Source organism: uncultured Maribacter sp., assembly GCF_947500405.1.
In the GTDB taxonomy this organism is placed as follows: Bacteria; Bacteroidota; Bacteroidia; order Flavobacteriales; family Flavobacteriaceae; genus Maribacter_B.
On the sequence record NZ_CANMRY010000013.1, the window covers coordinates 17,129 to 40,171 of the forward strand.

The following is a 23,043-nucleotide window of genomic DNA, read 5'->3' on the forward strand; positions in this document are numbered from 1 at the left end:
CATACTATAAGACTACAAAGATATTCTAAATTCATAAAAAACAGGATAATTATAATACTCTCTTCAATATAAAAACAACTATTGAAAACCATTATTAATTTTAAAAGTATAAATAACCTTGCTATTCCTGCAACCATTGCTGGTATTGCAGAGCCGTTATTATCTATTACAGACACTGCTATAGTGGGTAATATTCCTGTAGATGGGCTAGAATCTTTAGCAGCCGCAGGTATTGTTGGTTCTTTTTTATCTATGCTTATTTGGGTTTTAGGCCAAACACGTAGTGCTATTTCTGCAATACTTTCTCAATATTTAGGTGCAGGAAAACTAGAAGAAGTAAAAACACTACCAGCTCAAGCAATATTTTTAAACCTTATTCTTAGTGGCATAATCTTACTTACCACCGTTTTTGTTATAGAAGAAATATTTATGGCCTTAAAAGCCACTGGTAAAATTCTTGAATATTGTATTAGTTATTATTCTATTAGAGTTTGGGGCTTTCCTCTTACTTTATTTGTATTTGCAATTATGGGCATTTTTAGAGGGCTACAAAATACGGTTTGGCCTATGGTTATTGCAATAGTTGGGGCAGTAATAAATGTTATTCTAGATTTTATTTTAGTCTATGGAATAGATGGTTTTATTACTCCAATGTACTTAGAAGGTGCTGCATGGGCTAGTTTTAATTGCACAAGCTATTATGGCAATACTTGCTTTTATTCTTTTAGTAACAAAAACCGATGTTAGTCTAAAATTAAAATTTCCCATTCATCCAGAGTTAAGTAGATTGGTAATTATGAGTTTAAACCTTTTTGTGCGAGCATTAGCCCTTAATACTGCCTTAATTTTAGCAGTAAGAGAAGCTACTGCTTTAGGAGATAAATATATTGGTGCACATACTATTGCTATAAATTTATGGCTCTTTGCGGCCTTTTTTATTGATGGTTTTGCGGCTGCAGGAAATATTTTAGGTGGTAAATTACTAGGAGCTAAGGATTATAAAAATTTATGGTTATTAGCTAAAAAAATAGTTGTTTATGGTCTTATTGTTAGCGGAATTTTAATGCTTCTTAGTTTTGTTTTTTATAAACCTATTGGCTTACTTTTTTCTAAAGAAGCACCTGTATTACATGCATTTTACGCCATATTCTATATTATAATTTTTGGACTACCTTTAAACACCATTGCCTTTGTACTAGACGGACTTTTTAAAGGCCTGGGAGAAATGAAATACTTAAGAAATGTTCTTTTATCTGCCACGTTTTTAGGTTTTATTCCTTTTCTCTTTATTAGTAAAGCCGCTGGTTGGGGGCTTTATGGTATCTGGATTGCCTTTACTATTTGGATGCTAATAAGAGGTGGTGCCTTGGTATGGAAGTTTAACCAAAAATTTCGCCCATTATTACAAAAGCATTAATTTTAAACAAAAAATATGTCTACATCGCGTACAGACGGAAGTCTTTATACCTCTATAAATAACCGAATAGCAACCATAGAATTTGGTCACCCTGCTAGTAACTCTTTTACGGCAGAATTACTGGAAAGACTAACAAAAGAATTAAATAAACTATCTGTAAACAGTACTGTTTCTGTAATTGTTTTAAAATCTGAAGGAGAAAAGGCTTTTTGTGCTGGGGCATCTTTTAATGAGCTAATGGAAGTTTCTAACCTGTCTGAAGGAAAAGTATTCTTTAGCGGTTTTGCCAATGTAATAAATGCAATGCGTAACTGTTCCAAAATAATTGTTGGACGTGTTCATGGAAAAGCTGTTGGTGGTGGCGTTGGTATTGCTGCTGCATGCGACTATGTTTTTGCATCAGAAAAAGCATCTATAAAATTATCCGAACTTTCAATTGGTATTGCTCCTTTAGTAATTGCTCCTGCCGTTGCGCACAGAATAGGAAAAGCTGCTTTAGGAGAGCTTTCACTAGCACCTACAGAATGGAAAAACGCGTATTGGGCTAAGGAAAAAGGACTTTTTGCTAAGGTTTTCGAAAACAGTAATGATTTAGATAAAGAATTAGATTTTTACACTAACCAATTATCCGAATATAACCCAGAAGCTTTAGAGGCTTGGAAAAAAGTACTTTGGGAAGGTACAGACCATTGGGACAAACTCCTCACCGATAGAGCTGCTATAACTGGAGAACTTGTGCTTTCTAATGCAACTAAGCAAGCGTTAAGTAAGTTTAAAAAATAATAATCGACTATTGTTATCGTTAAGATATCATAAAACTAATTAAATGAAAATTATCAATTTTTTAAACGGAGACCTAGTTTTTCCTTTTTTAGCTCTTTTTGTTTTGGTTATCTATTTTATAAATAGAATTCGTACCAGAAGAAAATACAAAAGATAAGCGTATACCAAATACTCGTCTCTATTGAAATAGGAATAAACCTTACCTTTGCATGACAATATTCCCAATAACAATGAGTAACATAAGAATTACAAAACAATTTACATTTGAAACCGGTCATGCCCTTTATGGTTATGATGGTAAATGCAAAAATGTTCATGGCCATAGCTATAAACTTTCTGTAACTGTAATTGGAAAACCTATTACAGATACAAACAATGTAAAATTGGGTATGGTAATAGATTTTGGCGATTTAAAAAAGATAGTAAAAGAAGAGGTTGTAGACCAGTTTGATCATGCTACTGTTTTTAATAAAAACACCCCTCATTTAGAGTTAGCTAATGAGTTAATAAAGAGAGGGCACGATGTAATACTTGCAGATTACCAGCCTTCTAGCGAGAATATGGTAATAGATTTTGCTACTAAAATAAAAGCAAGGTTACCTAAAGATATACATCTACATTCTTTAAAATTACAAGAAACTGAGACCGCTTTTGCAGAGTGGCATGCCTCTGACAACTAGTTTTCATGAAAAACATTATTGTTCCAAAAGGTAAAAAAGTATACTTCGCAAGTGATAATCATTTGGGAGCGCCTACTATGGAACAAAGTATGCCTAGAGAAAAGAAATTTGTTGCTTGGTTAGAGGAAATTAAAGAAGATGCTGCGGCCATTTTTCTTTTAGGGGATATGTTCGATTTTTGGATGGAATACAAAACCGTAATTCCTAAAGGATTTACAAGAACTCTTGGTAAACTAGCAGAATTGAGTGATGCCGGTATTCCTATATTCTATTTTGTTGGTAACCACGACCTTTGGATGAGTGGTTATTTTGAAGAAGAATTAAACATTCCTGTTTTCCATACCACACAACAATTTAAATTAAACGACACTTCCTTTTTTATTGGTCATGGAGATGGTCTTGGTCCTAATGATAAAGGCTTTAAACGCATGAAGAAAGTGTTTACTAATCCTTTTGCTAAATGGTTGTTTAGATGGTTGCACCCAGATATTGGAGTTCGACTAGGTAAATATCTCTCCGTGAAAAATAAAATTATTTCTGGGGATGATGATGTAAAATTTCTTGGCGAAGAAAAGGAATGGTTAGTGCAGTATGCTAAACGAAAACTAGAGACAAAACATTACGATTATTTTGTTTTTGGCCATAGACATTTACCTCTAGAAATAGACCTCAACGGAAAATCTACCTACGTAAACCTTGGTGATTGGATATCTTATTATACGTATGGTGTGTTTGATGGTACTACACTTTCCCTAGAAAAGCTCCCTAAGTAGTTTTAGTTTCCTCTTCTTCATGCGCATCAATATCTTTTTGTAAATCTAGTTTTCTAAAAGAAGGTAAAGAAAATGCAGTAATACCAACGGTAAGCAACGTCATTGTGCCCCCAAAAACTACAGCAGTTACTGCTCCCATCCATTTTGCTGTTAATCCACTTTCAAAAGCTCCAAGCTCATTAGAAGAACCTACAAAAATAGAATTTACAGATGCTACTCTACCTCGCATGTGATCTGGCGTTTTTAATTGTAAAATAGTTTGTCTTATTATCATAGAAACCCCGTCTACAGCACCACTCATAAATAATGCAAATACAGATAACCAAAAGTACGTAGACAAGCCAAATACTATTATACAAAGTCCAAATCCAAATATGGCATACAAGAGCTTTTTACCCGCATTTTTATGAAGCGGAAAACGAGTAGAGCCTAACATAGTTAAAAATGCTCCTACAGCAGGTGCTGCTCTAAGAATACCAAAACCTTCGGCTCCTACATGTAAAATATCTTGCGCAAAAATAGGAAGTAGGGCTATTGCACCTCCAAAAAGTACCGCAATCATATCTAAGGTTAATGCTCCTAATACCGCTTTGGTACTAAAAACAAAATCTAACCCTTCTTTTAAACTTTGAAAAACAGGTTCTCCAATTTTAGGATTTAAAATAGGTTTCTTTTTAATCTGAGAAAGAGCTATTACTGCAAGTATAGAAAATCCAAAAATTACGCACATAGACCAGTGTACACCAATCCAACTTATAGAAAATCCTGCAAAAGCAGGTCCTAAAACCGATGCCATTTGCCAAGTAGAACTACTCCATGTTGCAGCATTTGGGTATATTTTTTTTGGAACAATCAATGCTATTAAAGAAAATATAGTTGGCCCAATAAAAGAACGTACTATTCCTCCTAGAAAAACCAAACAATAAATAGCGTAAAGAATGGTTTTAGTACTATACTCTAATTGCACTTGCGGCATACTTAACATAAATAGCCCAAAGCTAATTATAGAAAAGCCAAGAATACATTTAACTAACAAACTACGTTTTTCTTTTTGGTCTACTATATGGCCAGCAAAAAGCGCCATAAGTACCGCAGGAATAACTTCCATAAGCCCAATAATACCTAATGATAACGGGTCCTTAGTCATGGTGTACACTTGCCACTCTATTACAATAAATTGCATAGACCAAGCAAATACCATAGCAAAACGTACTACTAAAAATATATTAAATTCTTTATAACGAAGTGCTGCGTATGGATCCAAAAGAAAAGTACTAAAATTAGAGCCTCAAAAGTAAGACATTATATAATTAAAGAGGAAGTTCTCTTTTTAAAAATACTTTAATTTTCTTTTATATCTCTTATCCTCAACTGCAGAGATGTCTTCCCTTGCCACTCATTCTCATCTATAGAAAAAACAGCATTAAAAGTACCTTGGGTAACAACATCTAACTTTTTTCCTAAACTAAAACCTATGGCATTGATTCTTTCTTTACTTGTGGTATTAGAAGGCTGATAAACAGCACATTTTAAATGGCTCTCTTCTGCTCCTACTCCTTTTGCATAACCAGAATCTTTTAAATTTTCTGCCATAAAAACTGGCGTCATATTTCCTGGCCCAAAAGGCTCAAACTGATTAATAATACGCATTAACTTAGGGGTTATGTCTGTAAAATTAATTATAGCATCTATACTTATTTCTGGAGTTAATAAGCGCTTGTCTATGGTTTGGGAAACTACTTCTTCAAACTTTGCTTTAAAATCTTCATATTGCGATTCTAAAAGAGTTAACCCTGCGGCATATTTATGGCCGCCAAATTGCTCTATAAATTCAGAACTGGCATCTAATGCGTTATACACATCAAAACCTTTTACAGAACGTGCAGAAGCTGCTAATTTATCGCCGCTCTTAGTAAAAACTAAAGTTGGTCTATAGTAGTTTTCTGTTAAACGAGATGCCACAATCCCTATGACTCCTTTATGCCAAGTATCTTTATAAACTACAGAAGTAAACTTCTCCTCTTCATTGTAATCTACAATTTGCTGTAAAGCTTCTTTGGTAATTTGTTTATCTAAATTTTTGCGGTCTAGATTGTATTTTTCTATTTCACCAGCAAACTTCTCTGCTTCCGAAATATCCGTTTCTGTTAATAAATTTACAGCATGTTGTCCATGCTTCATCCTACCAGCGGCATTAATTCTTGGTGCTATGGTAAAAACAACATCGGTAATACTTAATCTTTGCTTTTTTGTCTGTGCAATAATTGCTTTAAAACCTATTCTTGGATTACTATTTATAACCTGTAGGCCGTAATATGCTAGCACTCTATTTTCTCCTGTTATAGGTACAATATCGGCCCCTATTGCAGTAGCAACCAAGTCTAAATACGGTACTAAATCTTCTATAGTTTGTTCGTTATTTACTGCTAGTGCTTGGATTAATTTAAAACCAACACCGCAACCACACAACTCATCATAAGGATACGAGCAATCCTCTCTTTTAGCATCTAAAACGGCAACTGCATTTGGTAATTCTTTTCCTGGTCTGTGGTGATCACAAATAATAAAATCTATTCCTTTTTCTTTGGCATAATTTACCTTCTCTATTGCTTTTACACCACAATCTAAGGTTATGATTAAACTAAAATCATTGTCTTCGGCAAAATCTATTCCTTGGTAAGAAACGCCATATCCTTCGCCATATCTATCTGGAATATACGTTGCAACATTTGGGTAATAGCTTAGCAAATAGGAAGATAATAATGCAACAGATGTTGTGCCATCTACATCATAATCGCCATACACCAATATGTTTTCATTATTTGCAATTGCTTTTTCGATACGATTTACAGCAATATCCATATCCTTCATTAAAAAAGGGTCGTGCAAATCTGATAATTGCGGACGGAAAAAAGTTTTTGCTTCTTCGTAGGATGTAATTCCTCTTTGTAAAAGAAGTTGCGCAACTAAATTTTCTACGTTTAAAGCTTGCGCTAAAGCAGTAATTTCTTCTTGTTCGGGTTTTGCTTTAATTGTCCAGCGCATAGTTTAAAAACAAATTTAAATGTCAAATTCAAATACAAAAACTTACTTTATCAACTTTTGTTTTTGATTATTGTAGCTATGATTTTTATTAACTGTTCTACTTCATCTAAAATAATTCAACTCTTTTCTTTTCATCTCCATAATTTATCTTATCTAAGATTTTTAAGTTTATTCTGGATTCTTTAAGCTCCTTAAGTGATATAACTAGCTTTATTTCTGAAATCTCTGTCGGATTGAGTCCCTTGCATTTCTCCAAAATTCAAAGCTGAACTACCGCCTGAACGCAAAAGTTGATGTCCATAATATTGCCCAGTAAAATCAGTTGGGTTTTTTTGGCAAAAAAGTGCAGTTTCTGCAGCAAAGTTCACCAATCTTTCCTCTAAATTATAAGGCTTTACAGACATAAAATTGTATTTGAGTTTAGCTTTTGTATTTGTATTTACTTTGAATGATGAAAAACCGTTTTAATTTCCATGGTAGCAAACTGGCGGAACATCTCCATTACACCACAATACTTTTCTATAGACAAGTCTACTGCTCTTTGTAATTTTTTCTCATGTAAATTTGGTCCTGTAAAATGATATTCTACCGTAACTGCATCGTAAAATTTTGGATGCTCGTCTGTTAAATTTGCAATAGTTTCTATAGTAAATTCTTCTACCTCTAGCTTCATCTTTTTTATCATTGCTGCTACATCTAAACCAGAACAACCCGCAAGAGAACTAAGCATTAAGGCTTTGGGCCTATACCCACTACCATCTCCGCCATCTTCTTTAGCTATATCTATTTTTAGGTTATGCCCAGATGGGTTATCGCTCTCAAAAGCCATATTACCCAACCATTTTGTAGTTACTTTATTTGTTGTACTCATAATTTTTGTTTCTTGTATTATTCAAAAATACATTAATATAATAGACCAAAAAGGTATAAAGGGATTATGTTTAAACTTCCTATTTCCATGTCATCACGGACAACATAGGAATTATTTAACCCTTGAATCTGTTTGGTGTTTTTGCCTTTACCTCCTATTTCAAAGATATATTTTCTATCAATTATAAAATCTCCTTTTTCTGCTAAATGAATTTCATGGTTATTTAAATTTTTAAATTGATTTGCAAAAAACGTTTCTCGCATAGTTCCTACTTCATTTGCATTTTTACTCAATGCTAGAATTAAATTGGTATTATTCAAGTATAACTTTTCTGGTTTAGTAAAAGCCCCTATTCCTTTTGTTGGTCTAAACAACTCAATAACCAAATCTGCTCTATTTAATAATTTTATAGCATTTAATAAAAACTCTCTTGACATTCCTAAACGCTCACTTAATTTGGAAACATTAGGTGAAAAAGGAGCGGATTGTGCTATAGCTACTAATAGTTTTTTTATTTTTCTACTATCGGAATAAGGAATATTCTCTATTGCATTTAAATCTACTTCTAAGATTAAATTTATCGTCTGCAGTAGTTTTTGCAAATATTGATTTGTTCCTTCCATAAAGTAAGGATAGGAACCATAATCTAAATATTCTTTAAAGTCTTTTAACGGACTTTGTAAACTTTCTTTAACTGTTTTAGCAATTTTGTTATGGTTTATTAGTAACTCTTCTAAGCTTACTTTTGGGAGTTTATATCCATGTTTAAAATTTATATATTCCCTAAATGAAAGTTCTTTTAAATGATAATTTACTACTCTTCTGCTTAGATCCGATTCTCCTTTATAGATTTCTAACATAGAAGAAGAAGTAAATACCGTTTTTAAGTTAGGAAATTGGTCGTAAATTAATTTTAATTCTCTTGACCATTGTGGATACTTGTGTACCTCATCTAAGAAAAGATGCGTTCCTCCCTGCAATACAAATTCCTTTGCTAAGGAAACCAAAGTATTTTCTAAAAAATAAAGATTATCTAAAGAAACATAAAGTGGTATGGCATCTTTAGGCAGTTTAAATTTTATTTTTTGGTGTAGTAATGTTGTTTTGCCGGAACCTCTTGCTCCTTTAATAGCAATAAGTCTGTTATCCCAATCTATTTGGTTAATTAAATAACGCTCTTTTACTCCAACATGTTCCAGAAGCTGCTCTTGAAGAGCTAATAATTCTTCCATTTTGTATCTTTATTTAATAACAAATATAACAAATTGTCTTTCTTCACAAACAAAAAATGATAAAATTGTCTTTCATCACAAACAAAAAATGATAAAATTGTCTTTCATAGAAAACAAAAATACAAATATCCGCAACTACGGATTCCACCACTAGAGTAATTAGATAATTTTTTGTAGAGACTTTAGTTTTGATTAAAATTAATAACACAATGGAAAACTTTATAGTTAACTACAGTCCAATAATAATAGGCCTGTCCATTATATTCAGTAAATGGATAAGTGAGTATTATAAAACTAAAAGAATAATTAAGTTTAAAGATATGGACAATTCTAAAATTGAAGCGACTGGAAAATATGAAGATAATTCGAAAAATGATAAAAATTGAAACAAATATTTTACCAAAACTTAATGGTAAATATCTCTACAAATCAATACGATTTATAGGCCTTTGGGTTGTTTTACCTATCTTCTTAATTTTTGTAATATTAATTATTTTTTTTAGCGAGAAACTTGAGAGGTTTTCAAATGCTTTTTCACTTCTATTTTAATCTATTAAATCTTCAACTCTCTCCTTAAACACCGGCAAAACATCACTATTAAACCAAGGGTTTTTAGTTAACCAAAATCTATTTCTAGGAGAAGGATGCGGTAAAGGAAAGTGCTTAGGCAGGTAATTCTCAAAAACGCGAACAGTTTCTGTTAGGTTTTTCTCTGCCGTTTTTCCTAAATAATATTTTTGGGCGTAGATACCTATTAAAATAACTAATTCTAATTTAGGAAGCTTATTAAACAACTGCTCGTGCCATAAAGGAGCACATTCTGGTCTTGGTGGTAAATCTCCCGTTTTTCCTTTTCCAGGATAACAAAAGCCCATAGGAATAATTGCTATTTGTTTTTTATCATAAAAAACTTCGTCTGTTATTCCCATCCATTTCCGTAGCTGCTTTCCGCTGGGATCATCCCATGGAATACCAGAAGCATGTACTTTGGTTCCTGGAGCTTGCCCTATAATTGCAATTTTAGCTTCCGAGTGTGCAACAACTATAGGTCTTGGGCCTAAAGTTAAATGCTCCTTACAAATAGCACACGCTCGGATATCAGAAAGAAGCTTTTCCATTTTATCTTATTTTGTTTTTAATGCTTCTCCATCAAAAGAAATTCCATCAAAACCTGTTGCCATAAAATTTCTAATATTCTGGTGTCCTGTTCCTTCTATATCTTGTAAAACCTCTTCTGTATAGTACTTACCAAAGCAAGCTAAAGTGTCTTCTTTAGATAATTTTTCTAAACTAGCAAATGCAAATAACTTACAAGAACCTGAGTTTTCGCCAGCATTATTCTGCAATTTTCCATTTGTAAAAGCGGTTGGTGTAAATTCATAATTAGCTTCAATAACAGCCATGGTATCTGTAAATTCTACTTTACCTTCTGTACTTAATTTGTTTTTAAAATCTTCTATTTTCATACTTAAATATCTCTTATTTTTTTCCTCCAACGACAATTACTATTTCACCTTTGGGAGGTTTTTCTGTAAAATGTTTTAAAACTTCTTCAGCGGTTCCTCTTACAGTTTCTTCATACATTTTGGTAAGTTCTCTAGAAACGGAAACTGGCCTTTCGGCATCAAAATATTCTACAAACTGTCCTAATGTCTTTACTAGTTTATGAGGCGATTCATAAAAAATAATGGTTCTAGTTTCTTCGGCAAGTAGCTTTAATCGTGTTTGTCTTCCTTTTTTTACAGGTAAAAATCCTTCAAAAACAAACTTATCATTAGGCAACCCACTATTTACCAATGCAGGTACAAAAGCGGTTGCACCAGGCAAACAGTCTACCTCAATATTTTCTGCAACACAAGCTCTAGTAAGTAAAAATCCAGGGTCTGATATTGCCGGTGTGCCTGCATCCGAAATTAAGGCAATAGTAGTTCCTGCTTGAATTTTATGTACCAAAGCGTCTACCATTTTATGCTCATTATGCATATGATGGCTTTGCATTGGTGTGCCAATTTCTAAATGTTTTAAAAGTTTACCACTAGTCCTAGTGTCTTCTGCCAGAATAAGGTCTGCCTCCTTTAGTACACGTATAGCACGTAATGTAATATCTTCTAAATTACCTATTGGTGTTGGCACTAAATAGAGTTTTCCCATACTGCAAATTTACGGCCTTACTTTCTTTCCAAGAAAATACGAAGCCAATAAAACTATCAAACCTACAACTGCTAAGGTTTGTTGGCCATCATTAATCATATAATGTGCAAAAAAAGCTAATACAAAATCAAAGAAAAAACCTGCATATGCCCATTCCTTTAAAGCTTTTCCTTTATTAGATAATAGTACTCCTAATCCTAATAATTTTGCTACAGCTAACGGATAAATTATGTAGGTAGGATACCCAAAAGATGTAAACGCATCTTTAATCATTTCATGCTTAAAAAAATACATAGATGCAGAAAAAAGCATTAATACCGTTAATAACCCTGTTGCAATCCAATACATTATTTTTTGTGTTTTCATATCTAAATTATAATTGGTTTAAGCTTTAGTCGTACAAATAGTCTTAAAACAACAATACCCTGCAAAAGCAAGGTATTGAAATTAAAAAAAATATTTAATGCATTACGCAAATTTACGCTCAATAAGCTGCATAAAACGTTGCTCTAAATCTTCTTTTCCCTCCCAATTATTATAATCTGGTTTTACCATATTTACAATAAATGATACGGAACGTTCTTCTGAGTCTATAGTGTTTAATTGTGACAATACACGGTTGTAATCTTCTGTACTATCATTAAAAAGGTGCTTTACAAACGCAAGTCTATTATTTAGATCTACTTTAATTTCTTTTGAGCTTACTCTATCATTTACAGATTTTGTCTCTTTAGTAAGCAACTCATCACCTTTTGGCATAAAAAGCTCCTTATCATTCTTAGCGTAATTAGGTTTTTCTAAAAATTCTGATAAAACAGCATCTACCTTTTTATCCTCTGGCATTTCTAAAACCATGTCTTTTATAGTATCCATACCTGGAATCATAATATCTTCTTCATGCGGATTGCTTTCTGGAACTAGTTTGTTTTCATTTAAAACCGCATTCGCCATTTTTTCAAACTTAGCAGCTATAGGGCTTTTAGCAACATTTACTTCAACGTCATTTAAATTATCATTTATGTATTTTAAAACCGCCAATTTCTCGTACATCTCTTTACTTGCATCATAAAGTGCCGTAATTTCTGTAAGGTCTTCTGCAGTAATAATTTGAGTTGCTAGTTTTACTAACTCTGCTTTTATTTTCTTTTTCATGACGCTATTTTTATCCTTTCAGAAAAGGTGTATTTTTTTCTTAAATTTATATCATCGTTAAATAGGAACGAAAAAACACCTTATTTTCGTCTAAAATTACAAAATGTTTCTTGAAAATACCGTTAATCATAAAGAACAATTTGGCTGGATCGAAGTTATTGCTGGATCTATGTTCTCTGGTAAAACAGAAGAATTAATTAGAAGGTTAAAACGTGCTCAATTTGCTAAACTAAATGTTGTCATTTTTAAACCTATGGTAGATACACGTTACGATAAAAGTAAAGTGGTTTCTCATGATTCTAATGAAATACATTCTACGCCTGTAGAATATGCCGCCAAAATTAGAAAACTTGCAGAAAATTGTGACGTTATAGGCATTGATGAAGCTCAGTTTTTTGATGATGAAATCGTAGCTGTTTGTAATGATCTTGCAAACAAAGGTATTCGTGTTATAGTTGCTGGTTTAGATATGGATTTTAAAGGAAATCCTTTTGGGCCAATGCCTAACCTAATGGCCACTGCAGAATATGTAACTAAAGTTCATGCTATTTGTACACGATCTGGAAACTTAGCAAATTATAGTTTTAGAAAAGCTAACAGCGAGGACCTTGTTCTTTTAGGGGAAGTAGAAGCATACGAACCGCTAAGTAGAGGTTCTTTTTATAAAGCACAATTAAAAGAAAAGGTAAAAGAATTTCCTGTAAAATCTCAAGAAATAGCACCTTCTAAAAAAAAAGCTAATGACTAAAACTCAAGAAACAGTTTTAGAGATTAATTTAGCTGCTCTAGAACACAATTATAATTTTATTACATCTAAAATAAAACCTACTACTAAGTTCTTAGCGGTTACTAAGGCTTTTGCTTACGGTAGTGATGCCTGTAAAATTGCAAAAAAACTAGAAAAATTAGGGATAGACTATTTTGCAGTTGCGTATACAAAAGAAGGAGTAGAATTAAGAAATTCTGGAATTAAAACACCTATCCTAGTTCTACACCCGCAAGCAGTAAATTTTAAAACTATTCTAGAATATAACCTAGAGCCTAATTTATATTCCGAAAAAAATCTTGAAGAATTTTTAGAGGTAGCAAAACAAGAAAATAAAAGCAATTACCCTATTCATATAAAGTTTAATACTGGACTAAATAGATTAGGTTTTACCAAAGAAGCTATTCCTAAAATTATTTCTATTATAAAGAACAATAGTACTTTACATATACAAAGTGTATTTTCTCATTTAGCTGCATCTGAAGATCTCAATGAAAAAGAATTTACTAATGAACAAATAAAACAATTCTGTGAAATTAAGGAAGAAATAGAAAAATTACTTTCGTACCCTATACTAACACATATGGCAAACACTTCTGGAATATTAAATTATCCTGAAGCACATTTTTCTATGGTTCGGAGTGGTATAGGACTATACGGTTATGGTAATAATCCTGATTTTGATAAAAAATTAAAGCCCGTAGCAACCTTAAAAACAATTATTTCTCAAAAACATATCTTAGAACCTGGAAAAAGTATAGGATATAACAGGGCTTTTATTGCAGATAAAACTATAGTTACGGCAACATTACCAATTGGTCATGCAGATGGTATTGGTAGGCAATACGGGCAAGGAAAAACATTTGTAGAAGTAAACGGCAAAAAAGCACTTATTATTGGTAATGTTTGTATGGATATGATTATGATTGATGTAACAAATATTGATTGTAAAGAAGGAGATGAAGTAATTATTTTTGGTTCAGAACAATCTGCGGAAGATTTTGCAAAAACAGCAAATACTATTTCCTATGAACTATTAACAGGTATTGCATCTAGAGTTAAAAGAAAATTGTTAATTTAATTTATGTTTTCTAAATTTAAGATGTGACTTTTTTTATTAAATTGCGTCTAAATACATGTAACCAATTAAACACTAAATATTATGTTAAAAGAATTTAAGAATTTTATCATGACCGGAAACGTGATTGATTTTGCAGTAGCAGTTATTATGGCAACCGCTTTAGGCGCTGTTATTAATGGGTTTGTAAACAACATTGTTATGCCATTTGTTGGTCATTTTGCTGGTGGTGTTGATTTTGCAGACAAAAAAATTGTTCTAGATGAAGCTGTAGTAGATGCGGCAGGAGTGGTAACATCTCCTGAAAATGCAATTATGTGGGGTTCATGGATAAACACAATTATTAACTTAATTATTGTTGGTTTTATCATGTTTTTAATTGTAAAAGCTTACAACAAAACAAAAGCTCCAGAACCAGAAGCAGCACCTGCAGGACCAACTGCAGAAGAATTGCTTACAGAGATTCGTGATGCATTAAAAAAGTAATACATTTTACTTTTTACATATAAAATAACCCTGTCTAGAAATAGATGGGGTTTTTTCTTGATGCAAACATATTGTTATAAATAAAACATTTTGTTATATTTTAATTATTCTTTGTTTTAATACTTGTACAACTCCAAGTTATACTTAAATTTGCAGCTTAATCTTTAAATAAAGTAAAAGTGAAAATAGCAGTTGTAGGAGCTACAGGAATGGTAGGAGAGGTAATGCTAAAAGTTTTAGCAGAGCGTAATTTTCCTATTACAGAGTTATTATTAGTTGCCTCAGAGCGTTCTGTAGGTAAAAAATTAGCATATAAAGGTGTAGATCACACAATTATTGGATTAGCGGATGCAGTAGCAGCTAAACCAGATATTGCTATTTTTTCAGCTGGTGGAGATACCTCTTTAGAATGGGCTCCTAAGTTTGCAGAAGCAGGAACAACTGTTGTTGATAATTCATCTGCATGGCGTATGGATCCTACTAAAAAACTAGTAGTTCCAGAAATTAATGCAAATGAACTAACAGCAGAAGATAAAATTATTGCTAACCCTAATTGTTCTACTATTCAATTAGTAATGGCGCTTTCTCCTTTGCATAAAAAATATAATATGAAACGTGTGGTAGTATCTACTTACCAATCTGTTTCTGGTACAGGTGTTAAAGCTGTAAAACAGTTAGAGAATGAGGTTGCTGGCATAGAAGGAGAAATGGCGTACCCATACCCAATTGGGCGTAACGCGTTACCACATTGCGATGTTTTCTTAGAAAATGGCTACACTAAAGAGGAAATGAAATTAGCAAGAGAGCCTCAGAAAATTTTAAATGATAGAACCTTCTCTATTAGTGCAACTGCAGTTCGTATACCAACTGCAGGTGGCCACTCAGAATCTGTAAATGTAGAATTTGAAAACGATTTTGATTTAAATGAAGTTCGTAGAATATTAAACGATACTCCAGGAGTAACAGTACAAGATAATCCAGATACTAATACCTATCCAATGCCAATTTATGCACACGATAAGGATGATGTTTTTGTTGGAAGAATTCGTAGAGATGAAACACAGCCGAATAGTATAAATATGTGGATTGTTGCAGATAACCTTAGAAAAGGTGCTGCTACAAATGCTGTACAAATTGCTGAATATTTAATTAAGAATAGTTTAGTTTAAAAATACCTTTTTACTATTTAAAAAAGCTTTTAATGTTTAAAAATGTTAAAGGCTTTTTGGTTTCCCAAACAGAAGAAACAAAATACCATTCATTTTATCTCCAACCGTTTGCCTCAAGATTAAAAACGCTTTCGTAATATGAGCTTCTACAGACTTTATTGAAATCTCTTTATATTCAGCAATTTCAATGTTTGTAAGCCCTTCTTCTTTGCTCAACAAAAAAACTTCCTTACACTTTGGCGGTAAGTTTTTTATTTCCTTTTTAACTATTGTAATCATATTATCAATTGAATGGCTATCATAATCTTCAACAATTATTGAAAGGGCATCTATATATTTCTTCTCCAAACGAAAAACAGGTCTATTCTTCCTGTATTCATCTATAAATTCATTATAAACAGATTTATACAAAAAACCATTAATTGAAAACTCACTTTTTAAATTATTACGCTTTTTCCAAACTCTAATAAAAACGTTTTGTACAATATCTTCAGCTAAATCTTTATCATTCGCTAAACTAAATGCGTACACACATAACTTGTGATGATAAGCGTCAACCAAGAATGTATAAGCTTTAGAATCACCAAGTTTTAGGGCTTTAATAAGCTGAATGTTATCAGAATAAGGATTTTTCAATTTGTAAAATGATAAAAAAAAGTGTAATTGTTTGCGCAAAATATAAAAAAAAAGCAACAAAAGTTAGGGTAAGGCAAAATTACTACGTAATAAATAAAAATAGTGCAAAACAATGATTAGTTCAAAAACGGAAAAATTAATCGTAAAATATCTCTGCAATCAAGCTTCTATAATTGAGCTAGATGAACTAGAATCTTGGATACTAAAGTCTCAAAAAAACGAAAAACTATTCAATTCTTATATAAAAACTAATTATGTGATAGAATTTAACACAAAAAAATTCAATACAAAAAAAGTAAAACTAAAATTACTTGAAACAATAAAAAAGGAACAGAGAGATCTAAAACTTCGAAGAATAAGAAAAATCATAAGCTATTCTGCCGCCGCAGCAATTAGCGGATTATTAATTACATCAATTGTTTTTAAAGAGGACTTCTTTAGTATTTCAAAAACCAATAGTCAACAAGAAGTCGTTAATACCAATATTGTTGTTCCTGGAAGTGATAAAGCTATTTTAACATTGGAGGATGGCTCATTTATAGAGCTAAACAAAGAAAATACATTTAAAAATGAACAAGCAAATAGTAATGGTGAGCAAATAGTTTACAAAAGGACAATTCAAAAAACGACTAAAATCAAATACAACTCCCTTACTATACCAAGAGGAGGTCAATTTTATTTAAAACTTGCAGACGGCACATCTGTTTGGTTAAATTCTGAGTCGAAATTAAGGTATCCCGTATCATTCACAGATGGTGAAACGCGAAAAGTTGAACTCATTTACGGTGAAGCCTATTTTGATGTGTCCCCTAGCACTAAACATAAAGGGGCTAAATTTATGGTCTCAAACCAATTTCAAGATATAGAAGTATTAGGTACCAAATTCAATCTTCAAGCTTATAAAGATGAAGCAAATATTTACACCACGTTGGTAGAAGGAAAAGTATCTGTTAATATAGGTGATTCCAAACAAACTCTACTTCCTAGTGAACAATCCAATCTAAATAAAAATAATAATGATATTTCAGTAAATCTGGTAGATGTTAAATCTGTTATATCATGGAAAAATGGATTCTTCAGTTTTAGAGGAAAACCTTTAAAAGACATAGCCAAAATACTTTCAAGGTGGTATGATGTAGATATCATTTTTGAAAACAAAGAACTTGAAGAAATTACCTTTAAAGGTGTGTTAGGAAAAGATCAAATGATTGAAGACATTTTATTATCAATAAAAACGCTTAGCATAATTAAAGATTACTCAATTAATGAAAACAAAATAACAATAAAATAGACACAAAACCTTAAGTATAACCTAAAACAAATATATATGAAATGACAAATACAGCACATAAAAAAAGGAAAGGGAACAGAGTTTTAACCTTGGAAAGTATCGAGCTCTATCCCCTTCATTAGTTATCAACTAATTAAATAATTAACCAATTTAATAACAAGACAAATTTATGAAAATTAAACTAAGAAATGTTTTTTTCTATTTTAGAAATGAACTATTAATGAATGTTATGAGAAGCTTTATTTTCTTATGCTGTGTAACAGCGTTTAGTTTTACCAGCAATGGAGCTTTATCTCAAAACTCCAAAATTAAAATTGACGCTAATAAAACCTTAACAGTCGATGAAGTTTTTGACCTCATTATGGAACAAACTGACTATAAATTCATCTACCAAGAAGGGACTTTTAAAAAATTCCCACTTGTAGTGGTAAAAAAAGGAATAGTATCAGCTAATGATTTATTACAGAAGAGTTTATCAAGTGGGAACTTTAACGTTATCCTGTCTTCTAATAATACTGTCATTATAGAAAAAAGAATAGAAATTGTAAATGAAGAACAAGGCTTTAAGGTATTGGGCACCATTACAGATGAGAATTCCCAACCTTTGCCTGGAGCAAATATTATTGAAAAAGGAACAACAAATGGCGCTCAAGCAGATTTTGACGGAAAATTTTCTTTAAATATAGCTAATGGAAATGCTACTTTAGTTATATCTTATCTTGGGTTTTTACCTCAAGAAATAGCTGTTAATAAGCAAACAAATATTACAATTATATTAAAAGAAGACACTGCAAAACTAGACGAAGTTGTTGTTGTTGGATATGGTACGGCTCGTAGAAAAGATATTTCTGGAGCTGTTTCAAGTATAAAACTAGAAGACTCACCTACTGCTCTTGCACCTAATTCTAATATTTTACAGGCGTTACAAGGAAGTATAGCTGGTATTAATGTAGGTGTACAAACCTCACCAGGAACTAACCCAAGCATTTTAGTACGTGGACGAAATTCAATAAACGGCTCAAATAATCCATTAATTGTTTTAGATGGTATTATCTATTTAGGAGGCTTAGCTGACATTAATCCTGATGATATTGCTAGTATTGATGTGTTAAAAGATGCATCATCAGCAGCTGTGTATGGTTCTCGTGCTGCAAATGGTGTTATCGTAATTACATCAAAAAAGGGGAAATCTGAAAAGCCAAGTATTACATTTAGTTCATCTATAGGTGTTAACGAATGGGCCAACCGACCTAATTTTATGAGTCGTGATAGATGGATTGAGAAATTCATAGCACAATCACCAAATATTGATTCAGTTGAGGATATTATTTTTGATGGTGTAACCCCTAATCGTTTATTTGAACAAGGGGTAGATACAGACTGGGTAGATTTAATTGCACGCAATGGTATTACTCAAAATCATCAAGCAGCAGTTTCAGGACGAAGTAAAGGAACAACTTATTATTTTTCTGGAGGATATAGCGATAATGAAGGTGTTATTTTAGGTGATGAGTTTACACGTATTTCTGTTCGAACAAAACTAGATACAAAAATATCAGATTGGTTAGAAGTAGGTTTAGATGGTGCTTATAACAATAATGACTTTTCTGGAGTTGAAGCTAATATCAGTAGAGCTTTTGAACTTCCACCACATGGGTTTCCTTACCGTTGGGAAACTATGCCAGAAAATCCCAGCATTGATAATGGAACGTTATTAGAAAGGTACCCAATAGGGCAATCTATAGAGAATCCGTTATGGGGTACTGATGGAACAATTGAAGATGTAGATAAAAGAAATTTCTTTAGGTTAGCAACCTATGCACTATTTAAAGTACCAAGTATTGATGGATTAACTTATAGATTTAATTATTCAATTAATTCAAATGCCAACATTCGCGAAAGATTCACTTTCGAAAACTTTTACATTCAAGAGAATTCAACAGAACCTTTTATAGATAGGTACTCAAAATCTGAGATTGCTAAAGGGTTAACCCAAGCAAATGGTTATAACCAAAGAGAAAATAATTATAACTATGTAATGGACAATATTTTAAATTATAAAAAACAATTTGGAGACCATTATATAGATGCTACATTAGTAGCTACCCGTGATTATACTTATAGTAAAAGATTAAGAGCTAGTGGCACCAATTTTGCAGCAAATGGCAACACACAATTGGGTGTTAATGGTATTCATTTTGCAGAAACGCAGAGTAATGATATAGAAGTAATTGAGAGATCAAATGTAGGATATGCTGCACGATTAAGTTACGCCTATGATAATAAATATCATTTAACAGCCACTGCCCGTCGTGACGGTGCTTCAGTTTTTGGTAACGAAAATAAGTTTGGTAATTTTGGATCTATTGGAGCTGCTTGGACAATGTCGGAAGAGGATTTTTTAACGGACTCCAAAACACTTAATTATTTAAAAGTTAAGGCTTCTTATGGAACCAATGGTAATCAAGGCCTTGACCCATACCAAACGCTAGCTACTGTAGTTAATGGGTTTAGTGGAGGTAATCGTTATCAGTTTTCTAATGCACCTTCTACATCATTATATGGTATTGGACAAAATGCTTTAGGAAATACAGCTCTTGGTTGGGAAGCCACAACAGCTTTTAATGGCGGCTTCCAATCAGCATGGCTTAACAATAGAGTGTTTTTAGATTTAGATTTTTACTTTTCAGAAACAAGAGATCAGATATTCTTGCGTTCAATTCCTATTTTCTCTGGCTTTAGTTCTATTTTTTCAAGTTTAGGACAAGTTAATAACAGAGGAATTGAAATTAGTTTAAGAACAGTTAATATTGATACTGAAGATTTTAAATGGTCTTCTGGCGTGAATTTCTGGAAAAACAGAAATAAAGTTGCAAGTTTATACGGTGAAGATTTAGACAATGACGGTGTAGAAGATGACGATATTGGTAATGGTTTATTTATAGGAAAACCTTTAGGTGCTATCTTTGGTTATGAATACGACGGTGTTGTTCAAGAAGATGACACAGAATACATAGCAAATACGGGAGCCTTACCAGGAGATGCGAAATATACAGATATAAGTGGCCCTGATGGCGTACCAGATGGTCTAATTACTGCTGATTATGACCGTAAAATATTGGGTTACGAGACACCAAACTTTAGAATGAATTTTTCAAATACTCTAGAGTATAAAAACTTCACATTTTATATGTTGGTCACAGGTGTATTTGGTGGCGGAAAAGACAATTTCTATTTAGGATCTAACCCGTTGCATAATTCATTTAGAGATAGAAGTACATTTAATGAAGTAGACCATGGATGGTGGACTCCTGAAAACGCTAGCGAAAAATATTTACGTGCAGATTTTGCAGATAACCGCTATTTAGGGTTACAATCTCGTGGCTTTGTAAGGATACAAGATATTAACCTGTCTTACAAGTTACCAGTTACTAAAATTAAAGGTATTGGGTTACAATCATTAGAGCTTTATACAAGTGTTAAAAACCTCCATGTATTTACCAATTGGTTTGGTGGCGGAGATCCTGAAGCAGGTATTCGAACAGCGCAAGGAAACATAACACCTGTTCCAAGAACATACTTAATGGGAATAAAAGCTAGATTTTAATTTTAAAAAAAGATATTATGAAAACACATAAAATAAAAATACAAGCCTTTGTTTTGTTCATGTTACTCTTTTCTTTTTTAGGATGTAACGATAATGAATTCTTAACTGAAGAACCAAAGTCATTTTATACTACAGATAACATATTTACTTCTGGTGAGCAACTAGATCAAGTATTGATAACCATATACAGTTCATTACGTGATTTAAGTAAAAATGCAGTTTTAATGGGGCAAGGGACAGATTATTTTGAAAGCCCGCAGTTTAGAATAAATAGCAATTTTACAGACTACAGCAGGATTAATCCTCAAAGTGATCAATTTAGAACTATTTTTAATTCCTTTTATGAAACTATTAAAGATGCAAATACGGTTTTAGACCCTGTAAATTTACAAGGTGAATTTAACTCTGAAACTTCAAAAGCTTATATAATTGCTCAGGCTAGATTTTTTAGAGCTTATTGTCACGGTATGTTAGCCGAACTTTATGGAGGTGTGCCTATAATAACTGAATTAGCTGTAGAGCCACGTTTTAACTACGTTAGAGCAACACGCGAAGAAACGTATCAGTTTGCTATTGATGAGATTGAAGCTATACTCAGTGATTTACCAGAAACTACGGCACAAGGAGGTAGAATTGTAAAAGCAGCCGCTCAACATTATTTGAGTGAATTTTATTTAGCCAAAGGTATTGAAACATCAAATAGTGAAGATTTCAATATGGCTATACAATATGCTTCAGATATTATTGATGGTGGTCGCTATGCATTAATGACAGAACGTTTTGGAGTTCGAGCTAATGAAGAAAATACAGTAACTGGGGGAGCTGATGTGTATTGGGATTTGTTTCAAAATGGAAATATTAATTTTTCTGATGGAAACACAGAAAGTATATGGGCTTTACAGTTTGATTATGATGCCTTTGTTCTAGAAGATGATGATAACTTTAATAGTCACCCAAGAAGTTTTGGACCAGTATATAGAGCACTTCCGGGATTTCTTGGAGTTGGAGAAGATGCAGGAGGTAGAGGTGTTGCTTTTTTTGCTCCAACCCCATTAACAGAATTTACTATTTGGGATGAGAGCATCTCAACCGGAGACCAACGCAATGCAGAACACAACATAAGTAGAAGAATATTCTACAATGATCCTAGTTTACCAAATTTTGGAGAACAAATTACCCAATCTGTTATTGATGAAAATAATGATAGAGGATGGATTTTTCCAATTTATTATAAACTAAATACAGACTTATATGAAGGTCTTGAGGATGGACAAAATAGAAGCAATATTTGGACAGATGTTTATGCTATTCGTTTAGCAGAAACCATATTACTGAGAGCAGAAGCCTACCATCGTAAAGGAGAAAATCAGAATGCAGCAGATGATATTAATTTACTTAGGTCTCGAGCTCAATGCGACATTCTGGCTACAGCCTCTGATATAGATATCGATTATATTCTAGATGAGCGCGCCAGAGAACTTTACCTAGAAGAAAGAAGATGGAATACTTTATTGAGGATGGGAGGTACTGTAGCAACAGACAGAATTAAAGCAAATTTATTGCACCCCCAGTTTGAGACATCACTCAATTTTGATTATAATTTATGGCCAATTCCTCAAGAAGCTATTGATCGTAATACAGATGTTATTTTGACACAAAATCCTGGTTGGCAAAACAGATAAAGGATTTCACTAAGTATTAGAGGTATAAATACCTCTTTACTTAATATTTTGAGTTAGTTAGTTTGAAACACGAGCCAATTGGCTCGTGTTTTTATTAAAACGCTATTATCATAGGTCTTTCAACATACTAACTGTTTATATTTTTAGATGTTTTTTAATAGTTCTTTTGAGTAAAGAAGAGGATGTAAACTTTTTTAGACGAACACTCTCTCTTTTTCCTTATT

General features: G+C 32.5%; 21 protein-coding genes and 1 pseudogene. 11 read left to right on the forward strand and 11 right to left on the reverse strand.

Annotation, left to right across the window (positions count from 1 at the left end; genetic code table 11):
- Nucleotides 1-81 precede the first annotated feature (81 nt).
- From Q0945_RS15000 to Q0945_RS15015, 4 genes and pseudogenes are all read left to right on the forward strand, one after another.
- Nucleotides 82-1,417: pseudogene (locus Q0945_RS15000) on the forward strand (MATE family efflux transporter).
- Nucleotides 1,418-1,432: 15 nt separating this feature from the next.
- Nucleotides 1,433-2,200 carry an enoyl-CoA hydratase/isomerase family protein gene (locus tag Q0945_RS15005; RefSeq protein ID WP_299436094.1) on the forward strand — a complete coding sequence of 256 codons (768 nt, stop codon included), beginning with the start codon at nucleotides 1,433-1,435 and terminating at the stop codon, nucleotides 2,198-2,200.
- Between the two features lie 230 nt (nucleotides 2,201-2,430).
- Nucleotides 2,431-2,880, forward strand: a complete 450-nt coding sequence (locus tag Q0945_RS15010; protein ID WP_299436097.1) for a 6-carboxytetrahydropterin synthase — start codon at nucleotides 2,431-2,433, stop codon at nucleotides 2,878-2,880.
- Nucleotides 2,881-2,885: 5 nt separating this feature from the next.
- The gene (locus tag Q0945_RS15015) at nucleotides 2,886-3,653 is read left to right on the forward strand and encodes a UDP-2,3-diacylglucosamine diphosphatase (RefSeq protein ID WP_299436100.1); all 768 of its coding nucleotides are present in this window, start codon (nucleotides 2,886-2,888) and stop codon (nucleotides 3,651-3,653) included.
- Here Q0945_RS15015 and Q0945_RS15020 read toward each other — a convergent pair.
- From Q0945_RS15020 to Q0945_RS15065, 10 genes are all read right to left on the reverse strand, one after another.
- Nucleotides 3,646-4,917, reverse strand: a complete 1,272-nt coding sequence (locus tag Q0945_RS15020; RefSeq protein WP_299436103.1) for an MFS transporter — start codon at nucleotides 4,915-4,917, stop codon at nucleotides 3,646-3,648. The genes Q0945_RS15015 and Q0945_RS15020 overlap by 8 nt on opposite strands.
- A gap of 77 nt (nucleotides 4,918-4,994) precedes the next feature.
- Nucleotides 4,995-6,698, reverse strand: a complete 1,704-nt coding sequence (gene recJ, locus Q0945_RS15025; protein ID WP_299436107.1) for a single-stranded-DNA-specific exonuclease RecJ — start codon at nucleotides 6,696-6,698, stop codon at nucleotides 4,995-4,997.
- Between the two features lie 191 nt (nucleotides 6,699-6,889).
- Nucleotides 6,890-7,102 (reverse strand): four helix bundle protein, encoded by a 213-nt coding sequence (locus tag Q0945_RS15030; RefSeq protein WP_299436110.1) that lies wholly within the window; start codon nucleotides 7,100-7,102, stop codon nucleotides 6,890-6,892.
- 35 nt (nucleotides 7,103-7,137) lie between these two features.
- Nucleotides 7,138-7,569 carry an OsmC family protein gene (locus Q0945_RS15035; protein ID WP_299436137.1) on the reverse strand — a complete coding sequence of 144 codons (432 nt, stop codon included), beginning with the start codon at nucleotides 7,567-7,569 and terminating at the stop codon, nucleotides 7,138-7,140.
- A gap of 32 nt (nucleotides 7,570-7,601) precedes the next feature.
- Nucleotides 7,602-8,801 (reverse strand): AAA family ATPase, encoded by a 1,200-nt coding sequence (locus tag Q0945_RS15040; protein ID WP_299436139.1) that lies wholly within the window; start codon nucleotides 8,799-8,801, stop codon nucleotides 7,602-7,604.
- 545 nt (nucleotides 8,802-9,346) lie between these two features.
- Nucleotides 9,347-9,919 carry a uracil-DNA glycosylase family protein gene (locus Q0945_RS15045; protein WP_299436142.1) on the reverse strand — a complete coding sequence of 191 codons (573 nt, stop codon included), beginning with the start codon at nucleotides 9,917-9,919 and terminating at the stop codon, nucleotides 9,347-9,349.
- Nucleotides 9,920-9,925: 6 nt separating this feature from the next.
- On the reverse strand, nucleotides 9,926-10,267 hold the full coding sequence (locus Q0945_RS15050; RefSeq protein ID WP_299436145.1) for a HopJ type III effector protein: 342 nt from the start codon (nucleotides 10,265-10,267) through the stop codon (nucleotides 9,926-9,928).
- Nucleotides 10,268-10,280: 13 nt separating this feature from the next.
- Nucleotides 10,281-10,952, reverse strand: coding sequence for a 16S rRNA (cytidine(1402)-2'-O)-methyltransferase (rsmI, locus tag Q0945_RS15055; RefSeq protein ID WP_299436148.1), 672 nt, complete (start codon nucleotides 10,950-10,952; stop codon nucleotides 10,281-10,283).
- 9 nt (nucleotides 10,953-10,961) lie between these two features.
- Nucleotides 10,962-11,318, reverse strand: coding sequence for a DoxX family protein (locus Q0945_RS15060; RefSeq protein WP_299436151.1), 357 nt, complete (start codon nucleotides 11,316-11,318; stop codon nucleotides 10,962-10,964).
- Between the two features lie 102 nt (nucleotides 11,319-11,420).
- Nucleotides 11,421-12,104 carry a hypothetical protein gene (locus Q0945_RS15065; RefSeq protein ID WP_299436154.1) on the reverse strand — a complete coding sequence of 228 codons (684 nt, stop codon included), beginning with the start codon at nucleotides 12,102-12,104 and terminating at the stop codon, nucleotides 11,421-11,423.
- A gap of 103 nt (nucleotides 12,105-12,207) precedes the next feature.
- Between Q0945_RS15065 and Q0945_RS15070 the strand changes: the two genes are divergently transcribed.
- The 4 genes from Q0945_RS15070 to Q0945_RS15085 all read left to right on the forward strand — a co-directional run bounded on the left by Q0945_RS15070 (nucleotide 12,208) and on the right by Q0945_RS15085 (nucleotide 15,603).
- Complete coding sequence (locus tag Q0945_RS15070) at nucleotides 12,208-12,852, forward strand: thymidine kinase (RefSeq protein ID WP_299436157.1); 645 nt, start codon at nucleotides 12,208-12,210, stop codon at nucleotides 12,850-12,852.
- Complete coding sequence (gene alr, locus Q0945_RS15075) at nucleotides 12,845-13,951, forward strand: alanine racemase (RefSeq protein ID WP_299436160.1); 1,107 nt, start codon at nucleotides 12,845-12,847, stop codon at nucleotides 13,949-13,951. The genes Q0945_RS15070 and alr overlap by 8 nt, the downstream gene beginning before the upstream one ends.
- Nucleotides 13,952-14,032: 81 nt before the next feature.
- Nucleotides 14,033-14,434 (forward strand): large conductance mechanosensitive channel protein MscL, encoded by a 402-nt coding sequence (gene mscL, locus Q0945_RS15080; RefSeq protein WP_299436163.1) that lies wholly within the window; start codon nucleotides 14,033-14,035, stop codon nucleotides 14,432-14,434.
- Nucleotides 14,435-14,613: 179 nt separating this feature from the next.
- A complete protein-coding gene (locus Q0945_RS15085; protein WP_299436166.1) occupies nucleotides 14,614-15,603 on the forward strand; it encodes an aspartate-semialdehyde dehydrogenase in 990 nt (329 codons plus the stop codon).
- Nucleotides 15,604-15,648: 45 nt separating this feature from the next.
- On the opposite strand, the gene Q0945_RS15090 is transcribed toward Q0945_RS15085, so the two are convergent.
- On the reverse strand, nucleotides 15,649-16,239 hold the full coding sequence (locus Q0945_RS15090) for a sigma-70 family RNA polymerase sigma factor (RefSeq protein WP_299436169.1): 591 nt from the start codon (nucleotides 16,237-16,239) through the stop codon (nucleotides 15,649-15,651).
- A gap of 112 nt (nucleotides 16,240-16,351) precedes the next feature.
- On the opposite strand from Q0945_RS15090, the gene Q0945_RS15095 reads away from it, so the two are divergent.
- The 3 genes from Q0945_RS15095 (at nucleotide 16,352) to Q0945_RS15105 (ending at nucleotide 22,819) form a co-directional block, all read left to right on the forward strand.
- A complete protein-coding gene (locus Q0945_RS15095) occupies nucleotides 16,352-17,530 on the forward strand; it encodes a FecR family protein (protein WP_299436173.1) in 1,179 nt (392 codons plus the stop codon).
- Between the two features lie 169 nt (nucleotides 17,531-17,699).
- Entirely contained in the window at nucleotides 17,700-21,137 is a 3,438-nt protein-coding gene (locus Q0945_RS15100) for a TonB-dependent receptor (RefSeq protein WP_299436176.1), read from the forward strand.
- A 17-nt stretch (nucleotides 21,138-21,154) separates the two neighbouring features.
- Nucleotides 21,155-22,819, forward strand: a complete 1,665-nt coding sequence (locus Q0945_RS15105) for a RagB/SusD family nutrient uptake outer membrane protein (RefSeq protein ID WP_299436179.1) — start codon at nucleotides 21,155-21,157, stop codon at nucleotides 22,817-22,819.
- Nucleotides 22,820-23,043: the final 224 nt, after the last annotated feature.

Bases quoted from the DNA above. Each gene is read 5' to 3' on its own strand.
- Q0945_RS15005 (WP_299436094.1), top strand. From the start codon at position 1,433: ATGTCTACATCGCGTACAGACGGAAGTCTTTATACCTCTATAAATAAC.
- Q0945_RS15010 (WP_299436097.1), top strand. From the start codon at position 2,431: ATGAGTAACATAAGAATTACAAAACAATTTACATTTGAAACCGGTCAT.
- Q0945_RS15015 (WP_299436100.1), top strand. From the start codon at position 2,886: ATGAAAAACATTATTGTTCCAAAAGGTAAAAAAGTATACTTCGCAAGT.
- recJ (WP_299436107.1), bottom strand. From the start codon at position 6,698: ATGCGCTGGACAATTAAAGCAAAACCCGAACAAGAAGAAATTACTGCT.
- Q0945_RS15030 (WP_299436110.1), bottom strand. From the start codon at position 7,102: ATGTCTGTAAAGCCTTATAATTTAGAGGAAAGATTGGTGAACTTTGCT.
- Q0945_RS15035 (WP_299436137.1), bottom strand. From the start codon at position 7,569: ATGAGTACAACAAATAAAGTAACTACAAAATGGTTGGGTAATATGGCT.
- Q0945_RS15040 (WP_299436139.1), bottom strand. From the start codon at position 8,801: ATGGAAGAATTATTAGCTCTTCAAGAGCAGCTTCTGGAACATGTTGGA.
- Q0945_RS15045 (WP_299436142.1), bottom strand. From the start codon at position 9,919: ATGGAAAAGCTTCTTTCTGATATCCGAGCGTGTGCTATTTGTAAGGAG.
- Q0945_RS15050 (WP_299436145.1), bottom strand. From the start codon at position 10,267: ATGAAAATAGAAGATTTTAAAAACAAATTAAGTACAGAAGGTAAAGTA.
- rsmI (WP_299436148.1), bottom strand. From the start codon at position 10,952: ATGGGAAAACTCTATTTAGTGCCAACACCAATAGGTAATTTAGAAGAT.
- Q0945_RS15060 (WP_299436151.1), bottom strand. From the start codon at position 11,318: ATGAAAACACAAAAAATAATGTATTGGATTGCAACAGGGTTATTAACG.
- Q0945_RS15065 (WP_299436154.1), bottom strand. From the start codon at position 12,104: ATGAAAAAGAAAATAAAAGCAGAGTTAGTAAAACTAGCAACTCAAATT.
- Q0945_RS15070 (WP_299436157.1), top strand. From the start codon at position 12,208: ATGTTTCTTGAAAATACCGTTAATCATAAAGAACAATTTGGCTGGATC.
- alr (WP_299436160.1), top strand. From the start codon at position 12,845: ATGACTAAAACTCAAGAAACAGTTTTAGAGATTAATTTAGCTGCTCTA.
- mscL (WP_299436163.1), top strand. From the start codon at position 14,033: ATGTTAAAAGAATTTAAGAATTTTATCATGACCGGAAACGTGATTGAT.
- Q0945_RS15095 (WP_299436173.1), top strand. From the start codon at position 16,352: ATGATTAGTTCAAAAACGGAAAAATTAATCGTAAAATATCTCTGCAAT.
- Q0945_RS15100 (WP_299436176.1), top strand. From the start codon at position 17,700: ATGAAAATTAAACTAAGAAATGTTTTTTTCTATTTTAGAAATGAACTA.
- Q0945_RS15105 (WP_299436179.1), top strand. From the start codon at position 21,155: ATGAAAACACATAAAATAAAAATACAAGCCTTTGTTTTGTTCATGTTA.